Below are 10,802 nucleotides of genomic sequence, written 5' to 3'. Positions count from 1 at the left end.
CAGGTAGGAGCTGCGCAGTGCGGTGAGCATGGCGGTCTGGGTTTTTGAAGCCTGGTCGTTGAGGTTATCGAGTTGCGCGTCGAGTTCGGTGCCTGTTTCTGGCGATGCACCAAACATTTGTGTCACAAGGTCTACGGACTCCACTAGGAATTTGGCAAGCGTTCGAACGTGAGTCGCGCCTGATTCATCGGCAGAAAATAGGCGCGTTACAGACAGCTTCATGATTGGTTACTTTACACACCGAAAGTTAATGCGGTGCTGAATTAATTCGTTGGACGTCGCTCGGCAGTCTCAGTCTGCAGGCGTCCTTGACGCCAGGCAGCGGCACAGAGCTCTAATTCGGTAGCGGTGCGCTGTAATTTCGTCGAGCGATGCTCCAAAGCTGCGGCAGCTGCCGGATTGTGATCTTCGAGTTGTTCGGCGTGCTGGTGCTGGCCGGCAGCAATCACCCGGGCGTAGGCGCCACCGCGCTCCAAAGCGATAGCAAAATCACCGGCGTATACCCCGGTGAGGATCTTGGTGATCAGCGACTGTAGGTCACGTGCCTGCGGTGGTTCAGAGGCGCCGGCGATCACACGCGAAACATATGCCTCATACCCCGCTCGGTACCAGGCGGCCCAACGGTCACCATCGCGTTGGGTGGCCTGCTGGAGAGCGTACAACCGCCACAGAGCGCCCCCATAGGTCACAGCAGGGGCATCGGCCCACATACGCGCCATCGTGTCGAGCCCGACGTCGGCGACGAGATCGACGAGCCAGTCAACAGTTGCATCATCGGCGTCAGGATCTTGCCCGGTTGCTACGAGTTTAGCCGCGATGATTTGGGCAGCGGAGAATACCTCGGCCGGATCGATGCCGCCCGAACGATGCTCAAACTCCTCAAGCGGCGTCAACTTCGGGCGGTGATATTGAATACCGGCGGAACTACCCCGCTGCAAACTCAAACGTACTCCTTAGGTACTTCGGTAATTGAGACGTACCTTCGACAGCCTAGGGCAGGTGCACCCCTAAATAACAGCCTCTTGAGTGATTTTTGTTCCGTAGCAAAATAGGCTACAATCATTTATCGGTCCTCAACGGACCGTGGGCCTTTAGCTCAGTAGGTAGAGCATCGGACTTTTAATCCGCAGGTCGCGGGTTCGATCCCCGCAGGGCCCACGAGACTATCTTCAGTGAGATAGCGCAAAACCCGTCAGATTATAATCTGGCGGGTTTCGTGTTTCCACAAAGGTTGCCTTTGCGGATGGAGCAACAAGACTGCCCCGCCACTCAAGGTTGAGTTCGCAGGGCGGTCAAAGTTTTAGCTAGCGCTTTCCGTGGTACGGTGCTTCCAGTTTACTGGCGGGTCACAGGGTATTGCGGTTGAGTCCTCCCAATGCACGAGAAGATAGTTCGCCAGCAGGACCGCCCTGTTCCAAGGGCCGGGCTACACTGCAGAATATGAACCACTCCAGTGACGCCTCCAGCGGCAGCGCTTCGAAGCATTCGCCGTTGGACTCACAACTGTTTGCACGCCACGATCGATTCTTGGCCGAACGTCCCCAAGGTGCTGATGAAGACGTGCACATGCTGCCAGACCTTGTGGACCACGTCATTGGACGCTGTACCAAACCGGGCGACCTGGTTCTGGATCCTTTCGCGGGATTTGGTACCACTCTTCAGCGAGCGGTGGCGCTGAAGCGACGAGCACTCGGGTTGGAGCTGCTACCCGATCGGGTGGCCTACCTCAACCACCACATACCAGATGCGCACATTCTCGAAGGCGATGCTAAACAGTTATTAAGAACGCTGCCGGACGCTGCACCAGAATTGGGTGAGGCCAGCATCGACTTGATTTTGACCTCTCCGCCCTACATGACGGCAGACGATCACCCCGCCGATCCGCTGAAGGGATACGAGGGTGAAGACGGCGACTACAACCGGTACTTGCGCGAACTCGGGGAAGTGGCTGCGCAATGCGCTCGCCTGATCGCACCGGATGGTTTCATTGTGTGGAACCTCGCCGACATTCACTACCGAGGAAGAACCACGCAGTTAATCGCGGATTGTGCGCGTGTGCTTGCCGAGCATCTGAGCTTGGTGGGGATCACCGAAATCCTTTGGGATCGTTATCCACACGATCTGATCTCCGATGCGCTCCTGGTGTTTCAGCGGGCTAGCCAGGAGTCAATAACAGCCAACCGCCGGCCAGAAGACATGCCGCGGTGATCAGCCAGAAGATGCCAACCCACACACCCGCTGGCAAGCGTGTCAGACGCGCCAGCTGATCGGCATCACTATCTCTGCGACCGCGTTGTCGTCGTCGGGACCGGTGCAGATCAACCACTGCGCGCGGTGCGATCAGCAAGAGTCCCCAGACCATCAGATAGGCCGCAATCGAGATGACCGTTCCGGAGGCAAGCCAGCTGAGGGCTGCTACACCGGCGCCGGTGATTACGACAACCCACAGGCCGTAGAAGTTGCGGATGAACAGCAGCATCGCAGCACACAGAACGACCAGTGCCCAGAGGGTGCCGGCGGCGAATCCTTTGCCGAGCAACCACGCTCCGGCTAAGCCGACGACAGCCGGGGCCGGGTAACCGGCCAGGAGAGTGGCGATCATGCCGGGACCGGTGGGCTTGCCGCGTGAAAGGGTGAGGCCTGAGGTGTCGGAATGCAGGCGGATGCCGCGCAGTTTACGTCCGACCAGCACCGAGACGATCGCGTGGCCGGCTTCGTGCAGCAAGGTCGCTAAATGTCGAACTAGGCGGTAGCCGACAGGCGACCAGGTCACCATGAGGGTGACGACGGCGACGGCCAACACCCAGGTCTGTGGCAGGGGTGGTTGAACGCTCGTGGCGCGTTCCCAAATTTCGATGAGCACCCACCCACATATAGCAGAATCACCTGGCCAGTTGCCGGGGCTCAGTTTCGTTGGGCGAGCCAGCCGGTTGCCAGGGTCGCCACGGCCTCGGGAGCGTCGTCGACGATGAAATGGGCGGCATCGTTGACGTAGGCGAATTCAACATGATCCGCGTATTGCTGGGGATTCTTACAGATCACATTCATGAGCTCTTCGGTGGTGGGGTGATCTTGTCTGCCAAAGACAACCAGCGTGGGGACGGAGAGTCGACGACGTCGGTAGGCGCCACGGACAATGCGCAGCGCCTCGGGCATGAGCATTTTGCGAACGAGAGGTCTGACGGCGGCATCGATCTCTGGGCGCTGAAGTGGTGCAAGGTATGCTCCAGCGATCTCATCGGATAGCGGGTGAGTCATGTATCTGCGGGAGAAGATATCCCGCAGCGAAGCGCCAGATCGATACCAGATAAGGCCGGGTAGGTGTCGAAAAGCCGGGGCGAGTTTTGGGTGGAATTTCGCAAATCCGGGAAATACCGACAGCTGGATTGCTGAGCGTACACGTTCGGGATATTCGTAGCTGAGCTGCATGGCGGTAAGAACGCCCATGTCGTGTGAGATCACGTGGGCACTTTCGATCTGAAGGGCATCATAGATAGCTAATAGATCGCGCAGACGGGTTTGCCGTTCAATATAGGGATCATCGGCAACGGTCCACCCAGCACCGCGTAGGTCAGGACAAAATACCTGAAACCCTTCGGCGGCGATGGCCGGGGCAACGTTGCGCCACTGCCACCAGTGCTGTGGGAAACCGTGCAACATGATGACCGGTTCGCCGTCGCCGATGGTCGCCACATGCGTGTGCAATCCCGGCGTATCAATCATGAAATGTTCAAACCCGGCGGCCGCGGGCAGTGGGGGCGACCAGGTGTCAGTATCAGCCGGGCGAATAGATTTACCCTGTGGAATGGCCATTTCTAGCCCCAAAGAAAAGTAGAATTACTACTTTTAGAGTATTCCTCGGTCGAGCCATGAGTCAACGAGTTTAACAAGGTTATGGGAGCTTCGGTGAACAAAAGCGACCCTGCGATTACTGGGCTATTTTGTTGTGCACGTCGTCAATCTGACAACCTCACCTTGAGGGGTGTACTCGGCCATGTTCTGTTCGCGTCATCAGGTCTTGGAGTCACCGTATCAACCTTGAGCTCGCGGTAGACACGCGAGTAAACTGAATGGACCGTGACAAGGGGGTCTGGGCGATGAGGGTCTTATTAGCAGGCGCTACCGGAGTGATCGGCCGTCAACTGGTGCCACAGTTAGAAGCTGCAGGGCATGTCGTCATCGGTCTGGCGAGGTCGATTCGCGGGCATATGGGCTCTACCGCGCTCGCGGTTGACGCTCTTGATCGCGAGGCGGTTGTGCGAGCAGTTGAAGAAAACGAGCCGGATGCGATCGTCAATATGCTCACGGCCATTCCTGAGCGGATTAATCCCAAGCGCGTGGATGATGATTTCGAAGTGACCAATCGGCTGCGCATTGAGGGCACTGAAAATCTGCGCTTTGCGGCACAGCGAGCCGGGGTGGCACATTTCATCTCACAAAGCCTTGCGTTTGGGTATGAACCTCGCGGCACAGTGTTGGCTGATGAAAAAGCTGCTCTGTGGAGGGATCCACCAAAACCCTTCGCGACCGTTTTACATGGTGTCCAGCGGCTGGAAGCAACAACTCGAGCAGCTCACGGAACGGTTTTACGCTTCGGCCATCTCTACGGCCCGGGCACGAGCTTTTCTCCCGAGGGGTGGTTCTTCCGAGAGCTCCAGCAAGGCGAAGTGCCACTGATCGGCGATGGGCGAGCGACTTTTTCCTTTGTTCATGTGCAAGACGCGGCCGCAGCGGTCGTGGCGGCCTTGGCCGCAAAAGCACCCGGCGTGTACAACATTGTCGACGACGATCCGGCTGAGGTTCGGGAATGGTTGCCACTGCTTGCTGAAATGATGGGGGCACCTTCACCCAAACGCGTCTCTCCGCTTTTGGCAGGTTTCGCCGTGGGCACCTGGGGCATCGCGTTTATGACCCGGCTGCGTGGAGCAGATAATACGAAAGCGAAACGAGAACTCAACTGGCAACCTGACTACCCATCGTGGCGCGACGGATTTGCCGATGAACTCGCTCATGCGAATATTGCACGGTGACGCTAACGGTCGTTTATGGACAGATGGCTGAGTAGGGGAGCTGCTCGAGGTAGATTATTCCCATGATCTCCAGCTCCCGTCCAACTCAGACGTGGAAAAGTGGCACCCTGCAATTACAGATCTGGCGGGAGCAGCTCATCAATCTCGCGCCAAAGTCTCTGGCGATCTTAGCGCAAACCATCTTTTGTGCCGTCGCATTTTTCCCGATCGTATTGTTATGGTTCTACAACCGCGAGGTTATCCAGGTTCCAGAGTTACTCACCGGAATTGTGGTGCTCGCCGTCCCATCCCTGCTCGTGATATTCACACCGGCAAACCGGGTGCGTGGCTGGTGGTGGCTCAACCTGCTCCTGCCGCTGGCTGATTTAGCAGGCCTGGGCGTGCTTCGTTGGGCAACCTTGCCCGACGGTGCCCAGCTATCCAGCCTGGCGCTAGCTCCAGCGCTCTGGTTGGTCGTGCGCTACCGGTTACGGGGAGTAGTGCTGGGCACGATTACCATTCTGTTGACTATTTCGCTGCCGTCCCTGGTGATCGATACGCAGCTGAGCCTTGCAGATTTTGCCCGCTTTGGAGTTCTACCGATCACCTTTCTCATCGTTGCCGCGCTCGTGCTGGTGCTATTTGCCCGCCTGTCGCACCAGCACCATGAACTCAAACGCCAAGACCGACTCCTCAAAGGCGTCATTAACCACCTGAACGTGGGGGTGCTTGTCATGGACGCCGAGGGCAACGATGTCATGGCGAACCCAGCTCAGCGCTACATTCACGGCCTCGTGTCGCCCGAAGGCAGCCTGGACCCAACCGAAGCCGGCCATCTGCTCTTCACCCTTGATGGGGCGACAATACCGCCGGAACAGCGCCCCGCCCGGCGTGTCATTCGGGGTGAAAGCTTTGAGGACGTGCTCATCGTCGCGGGATCACCAACACACGAACAACGCGTCTTAGAAGTAGCCTCCCGAATTATTGCCGGCCCCGACGGTGGAGTAGAATCCCGGATTCTGATCTTCGACGACATCAGCGACACCTATCATGCCCAGCGCGCACAGCAAGACATCATCGCAACCGTTTCCCATGAACTTCGTACGCCGTTGACCTCGATCCTGGGCTACACCGATTTTGCGCTTGAATCTCTTGACGAGATGCCAGTCGAGAACCGCCGTGAACTAGAAGACTTCTTGACTGTGATTGAACGTAACGCAGAAAAACTCTTAGTCAGAGTCGAAGACCTGCTATTGCAACAACAGGCCCGCTACGGCAACCTCAGGCTCAATAAACAGGTCGTGTGCTTATCCGATTTGGCGCGAGAAGCTATTCAAGCTCAACGAGCGCTTGCGGCAGAGCGTCATATCGACGTCGCCTTCGATGCAGTCACTGAACCCATTGTCCGGGCCGATCCGCAGCGCATCAGTCAGGTGATGGATAACTTGTTATCCAATGCCCTGAAATATACTCCACCGGGTGGGCATATCCAGGTGCGAGTCGGTCGAGATGACGGCGACGGCGTAAACGTCCCCGATGCGATCTTTGTGGTCTCCGACACCGGGGCCGGTATGAGTGCTCAAGAACTTGAAAGCTTATTCACGCCGTTTTATCGCACCGAATCCGCTGCCAACTTTACTCAAGGAACGGGACTTGGTCTTTCCGTTTCGAAAGGCATTGTGGAAACCCACCACGGGAGTCTCCAGGTGGACAGTGCACCCGGGAAAGGTTCTACATTTGTTGTCCGCCTACCACTTCATCAGGAGTATTCAGCATGATCCCATCGCATCGTGAAACTCCGGCCTGGCTCTGGATGGTTGCGGTCATGCTTTGTCCGCTCTATGGCATAGTTACTTCCATCGTGTTCGTCTTCTCTGGCACCTTTGGGAGTTTTGGGGAGCGCCCACTCCGCGATGTCATGTTGGTCGTTGTCTCAGTGATCTCCGCGCTGGCCCTGACGTATATCAGCATGCTGCTGTTTAGGTTCTCGCGTCGAGAAACGCACACTGTGGGACGCGCCGAAGATTTCGAGTGGCATCTGCTGGTCCCATGCTTGAACGAAGAATCGGTCGTGGCCGAAACCGTCTCAGCTGCCCGAATGAGTTTTCCTGCAGCCCACGTGTGGGTTATCGACGACGCTTCGGATGATCGCACTGGCTCGATCGTCCGCGGTCTGCAGGATTTTGATGACCACGTCCATTTGATCACCAGGATTGCGCCGCATGCCCGCACCGGCAAAGGCGATGCACTCAATGCTGCGTATCGGCAGGTCGGTCAGTTCGTGGGTGCGGACCCGTCTCGACGACAACGCACAGTCATCGGGGTGCTTGATGCAGATGGCTATCTCTCCGACAACACCTTGGATGTCCTGGCCGGGCCTGAGGCTTTCGGCGATCAGCACACGGGCGGGGTGCAGATCGAAGTCTGGATGAAAAACCGTGCAGATAAACGACCTCGTCCGATCCACGGGTGGTGGCAAAACCTGGTGGGCAGAATACTCATTCGTCTTCAGGATATCGAGTTCCGCACCGCGAACTCGGCCATGCAGCTCTTACGTGTCCAGACCGGCACCGTGGGTATGGGTGGCAATGGGCAGTTCAACCGACTGACGGTCCTAGACCAGTTGGCCGATACCGATGGTGAACCGTGGGGGAGGAAGCTCAGCGAAGACTTCGAACTAGGACTGAAGATCTTGGCCCTCGGGTATCGCACGTACTACACGCGCCAAGCCCACGTGTCCCAAGAAGCCCTACCGTATTTCCAACGGCTGCTCACCCAACGCACGCGGTGGGCCCAAGGCCTGTTGGAATGTGCCTCACTATTACCTCGACTGCGCCGCGCCAAAGTCTTGAACTTTGCTGGGTTTCTTGAGGTGCACTTCTTGATGAGCCAGGCCTGGTTGTCGATGATCAATCTGTTAGTGATCCCTACCCTGACGATACTGGCCGTTATCGAAGGCGGCGCATGGCTGTGGCAGTCCAGCTCGCAGTTACTGTCCTTATTAGCCGCAGTCATCTTCCTGGTGTTGCCCTATGCCATGTGGGGCCCACTGTATCGACTTCGAGCAGGAGCCAATGTGGGATGGCTGCAGTCCGCGGTGCTGGGCATACTGTTCCTGGGATACGTGTATCTGACATACCTGTTTTACGCTCGGGCCATCGGACGCATGCTGACAGGGCGTCATGCGTGGGCCAAAACGAAACGAAACGCTGATGATCTACGTCAGCTCGAGACCACCCCATTACCAATTATTCCAACGACGGCGCCCCTATTGGACCGGGCGGTGGTCCAGGAATTGGCCGTGGAGTTGGAAGGCCACGAGGATTTCGCTCGCGAGCTGATCTCGACTTTCGCGATCATTTGGCCCAAGCGTCTGGCCAATGTTCAGCTCGCTACGGCAGCCGAAGACCCGCAAGCCACATGGGATGCGGTGGCCAGCATTCGGGTGTCGGCAGCTATGCTGGGTGCCACACGCTTAGCCGGAACAGCCCAGCGCATGGCTGAGTTAGTCGAAGCCCGCGATTTCGAAGCGCTTCGCCAAGCGTTGCCGACCTTGGAGCAGTTGGGTGCTGATACGGTCGAAGAGATTCGCCGTGATGTCGTGCGTGCTTCCTAATCGGAAATTACCGGACCCCGGCGTCCTGCAGCAGACTGGCGAACTGTTGGCGCAGTTCGCGCGGCCGAAAGGGCTTGGTCAAAAACAGATCAGCACCGGCGGCGAGGCCAGCGCTCCGGTCAGCGTCCGAGGAACGCGCCGAGATAATCACGACCGGTCCGGTGTAGTGTTCTCGCAGGGTGTGCACGATCTCGAGCCCGTTGATGTCGGGCAGACCAATGTCGACAGTAATCATCGAATAGGCCTTGTGCTGGGCGTGGTCGAGACCTTCTTGGCCGGTGCTGGCAGATTCGACCGCTAAGCCTGCCTGGCCAATGGTCATCTCCAAAAGGCGCCTGATGTCGTCATCATCCTCGATGATCAGGGCGGTTTCAGATTGAACGGTGGGACCTGCGGTCATGGCATCCTTCCGACGCTTCGCTGACATGAGCAGACTAGCGAAAGGTTACCACGTGGACAATCATTCACCCGCTGTCCGGGTGATGCGGGCTCAAAACCTGCGCTGCCTTAGGTTGTTTCGGTGTGGTCTTTGAGGTCTTGTTGTGGGTCGCGGTTGGCTTCGACATCGACGCCGCGCATAAAGAGTAATGCCACCGTGGCGATGAGGATAAGCACGCCCACCGAAACGTAGATAGCTTCTGGTGTCCACCCGGCGTCCATGAGTGCCCCGGTGGCCGTCGGAGCGATAATCGCGCCGAACCGCCCGATGCCGATGCCCCAACCAGCGCCGGTAGAACGTAATCCAGAGGTATATGACTGTGGGGTCAACACGTACAGTCCGGCGATACAGCCATTGATAAACAGCCCGACGAAGACGCCCAAGATGAGCACTACGACGGTCCACTGGGCAGAAAATACGAAAATGGCCATCAAAATTGCGGCCAGGACCGTGAACCGGCTGAGCACGACCCGCGTGGACCAGCGGGCAGTGAACAGGCCGAAGACCACCGATCCGATCGCCCCACCAAGGGTGAGACCCACGGTGACGAACATCGAGAGGGTCTCGCTCAGGCCGGTGGCGTGCATCAGTCGCGGCGTCCAGGAGTTCACGAAGTAGAACGCAAACATAATCACAAAGAACGTGGTCCAGATGACAAGAGTGACTCGTCGGTTTTGCTTGGTGAACAGCTTGCTGATCCCAGTTTCTTGTTCACTACGCTGCGCAGCCGTGTCAGGAACAGTCAGATCGATCGGTTCGAGATACCCCAGGCGGTGGGCGATGCGTTCAGCCTTCTCCTGGGCGTTTTTCGGTTGCCGGTTATAGAGGTAGGAAGCAGATTCCGGCAGGAGCGGCAGGACGATGAGCAGCGAAATGACAGCCATGATGCCGCCCACCAGGAAGACTGAACGCCACCCAAAGCTGCTGATCAGACCAACCATGGCGGTGCCACCCAATGCTGCGCCAATGCCATAGCCTGCGGCATAAATACTGATGGCCAAGCCGCGATGCTTCCGGGAGGCATATTCCGCACTGATGACGTTGGTTCCAACTAAGATGCCACCGATGCCTAGGCCGGTCACGATGCGCCAGATGCCCAATTCGATCGCCGATCCTGCGGTGGCCGATAAAAACAGCCCGATGGCGTTGACGACGATTGCCAAGATCGTCATGTTTCGGCGACCTATCCGGTCGGCTACAGGTCCCAGGGTTAATGCCCCCACGGCCATCCCGACGAGGGCGGCACTCATGACGATGCCCAATTCAGTGCCGCTGAGTCCAAACTCTTCGGTCACCGCATTTGAGGTAAAGGAGATGGCCAGGACGTCATAACCATCCAGAGCATTGAGGAAGGTACATATCGCAATGATGAGCCATTGATACCCTGACATTGGCCGAGTATCGATCTGATGACGCAGATCCATAGGTGCCTCCCACAAACCGCACAAGAATATCTATGTGGATAGTTAGTTGTTCTGATAGCCAGGCTAATGGTGCTCTGAGACACAGGCAAGATTGTGACGATAACTACAAACAGGTGGGCGGGGTGTACCAAATATGCACGCGACAACCGTGCCAGTCAGTTCTCTAAGACGGTTCTATTGCACCCCTGGGGTTTCAAGAAATCGCCTGCACGACCCGGCGTAAATTGTTCAATAAGCCTCGGAACGGCCGTGGTCATCCAGAGGACTCTTGTCAGCCTCGGAAGGAAGTCAAAAGCCCACGGGCCTGGCACCTG

Annotated in this window: 10 protein-coding genes and 1 tRNA gene; 5 read left to right on the top strand and 6 right to left on the bottom strand. The window is 57.4% G+C overall.

Annotation, left to right across the window (positions count from 1 at the left end; genetic code table 11):
- Together FB556_RS11250 and FB556_RS11245 are read right to left on the bottom strand one after the other, a co-directional pair.
- The coding region (locus FB556_RS11250) for a hypothetical protein (RefSeq protein ID WP_141867662.1) at window positions 1–222 on the bottom strand (222 nt) is incomplete at its 3' end.
- 41 nt (window positions 223–263) lie between these two features.
- Complete coding sequence (locus FB556_RS11245) at window positions 264–944, bottom strand: hypothetical protein (protein WP_141865196.1); 681 nt, start codon at window positions 942–944, stop codon at window positions 264–266.
- Between the two features lie 141 nt (window positions 945–1,085).
- Between FB556_RS11245 and FB556_RS11240 the strand changes: the two genes are divergently transcribed.
- Together FB556_RS11240 and FB556_RS11235 are read left to right on the top strand one after the other, a co-directional pair.
- Window positions 1,086–1,158, top strand: a tRNA-Lys gene (locus FB556_RS11240).
- A gap of 282 nt (window positions 1,159–1,440) precedes the next feature.
- Window positions 1,441–2,208, top strand: coding sequence for a DNA methyltransferase (locus FB556_RS11235; RefSeq protein WP_141867660.1), 768 nt, complete (start codon window positions 1,441–1,443; stop codon window positions 2,206–2,208).
- On the opposite strand, the gene FB556_RS11230 is transcribed toward FB556_RS11235, so the two are convergent.
- Together FB556_RS11230 and FB556_RS11225 are read right to left on the bottom strand one after the other, a co-directional pair.
- Window positions 2,156–2,863 carry a M50 family metallopeptidase gene (locus tag FB556_RS11230; RefSeq protein ID WP_141867658.1) on the bottom strand — a complete coding sequence of 236 codons (708 nt, stop codon included), beginning with the start codon at window positions 2,861–2,863 and terminating at the stop codon, window positions 2,156–2,158. The two genes, FB556_RS11235 and FB556_RS11230, sit on opposite strands and share 53 nt — an antisense overlap.
- A 41-nt stretch (window positions 2,864–2,904) precedes the next feature.
- Window positions 2,905–3,813 carry an alpha/beta fold hydrolase gene (locus FB556_RS11225; RefSeq protein ID WP_141867656.1) on the bottom strand — a complete coding sequence of 303 codons (909 nt, stop codon included), beginning with the start codon at window positions 3,811–3,813 and terminating at the stop codon, window positions 2,905–2,907.
- Between the two features lie 257 nt (window positions 3,814–4,070).
- On the opposite strand from FB556_RS11225, the gene FB556_RS11220 reads away from it, so the two are divergent.
- The 3 genes from FB556_RS11220 to FB556_RS11210 all read left to right on the top strand — a co-directional run bounded on the left by FB556_RS11220 (window position 4,071) and on the right by FB556_RS11210 (window position 8,625).
- Window positions 4,071–5,030, top strand: coding sequence for an NAD-dependent epimerase/dehydratase family protein (locus tag FB556_RS11220; protein ID WP_211344037.1), 960 nt, complete (start codon window positions 4,071–4,073; stop codon window positions 5,028–5,030).
- A 62-nt stretch (window positions 5,031–5,092) separates the two neighbouring features.
- Window positions 5,093–6,787 (top strand): sensor histidine kinase, encoded by a 1,695-nt coding sequence (locus FB556_RS11215; protein WP_141867654.1) that lies wholly within the window; start codon window positions 5,093–5,095, stop codon window positions 6,785–6,787.
- Window positions 6,784–8,625: a glycosyltransferase gene (locus tag FB556_RS11210; RefSeq protein WP_246057407.1), complete on the top strand. Its 1,842-nt coding sequence runs from the start codon at window positions 6,784–6,786 to the stop codon at window positions 8,623–8,625. Before FB556_RS11215 ends, FB556_RS11210 begins: the two co-directional genes overlap by 4 nt.
- 7 nt (window positions 8,626–8,632) lie before the next feature.
- On the opposite strand, the gene FB556_RS11205 is transcribed toward FB556_RS11210, so the two are convergent.
- Together FB556_RS11205 and FB556_RS11200 are read right to left on the bottom strand one after the other, a co-directional pair.
- The gene (locus tag FB556_RS11205) at window positions 8,633–9,025 is read right to left on the bottom strand and encodes a response regulator transcription factor (RefSeq protein WP_141867653.1); all 393 of its coding nucleotides are present in this window, start codon (window positions 9,023–9,025) and stop codon (window positions 8,633–8,635) included.
- 107 nt (window positions 9,026–9,132) lie between these two features.
- Window positions 9,133–10,488 (bottom strand): MFS transporter, encoded by a 1,356-nt coding sequence (locus tag FB556_RS11200; protein WP_141867652.1) that lies wholly within the window; start codon window positions 10,486–10,488, stop codon window positions 9,133–9,135.
- Between the last annotated feature and the right edge of the window lie 314 nt (window positions 10,489–10,802).

The sequence above is a fragment of the Enteractinococcus coprophilus genome, assembly GCF_006716305.1.
In the GTDB taxonomy this organism is placed as follows: domain Bacteria; phylum Actinomycetota; class Actinomycetes; order Actinomycetales; family Micrococcaceae; genus Yaniella; species Yaniella coprophila.
This window is presented reverse-complemented; position numbering and strand designations above follow the sequence as displayed.

Bases quoted from the DNA above. Each gene is read 5' to 3' on its own strand.
- FB556_RS11235 (WP_141867660.1), top strand. From the start codon at position 1,441: ATGAACCACTCCAGTGACGCCTCCAGCGGCAGCGCTTCGAAGCATTCG.
- FB556_RS11225 (WP_141867656.1), bottom strand. From the start codon at position 3,813: ATGGCCATTCCACAGGGTAAATCTATTCGCCCGGCTGATACTGACACC.
- FB556_RS11220 (WP_211344037.1), top strand. From the start codon at position 4,071: ATGGACCGTGACAAGGGGGTCTGGGCGATGAGGGTCTTATTAGCAGGC.
- FB556_RS11215 (WP_141867654.1), top strand. From the start codon at position 5,093: ATGATCTCCAGCTCCCGTCCAACTCAGACGTGGAAAAGTGGCACCCTG.
- FB556_RS11210 (WP_246057407.1), top strand. From the start codon at position 6,784: ATGATCCCATCGCATCGTGAAACTCCGGCCTGGCTCTGGATGGTTGCG.
- FB556_RS11205 (WP_141867653.1), bottom strand. From the start codon at position 9,025: ATGACCGCAGGTCCCACCGTTCAATCTGAAACCGCCCTGATCATCGAG.
- FB556_RS11200 (WP_141867652.1), bottom strand. From the start codon at position 10,488: ATGGATCTGCGTCATCAGATCGATACTCGGCCAATGTCAGGGTATCAA.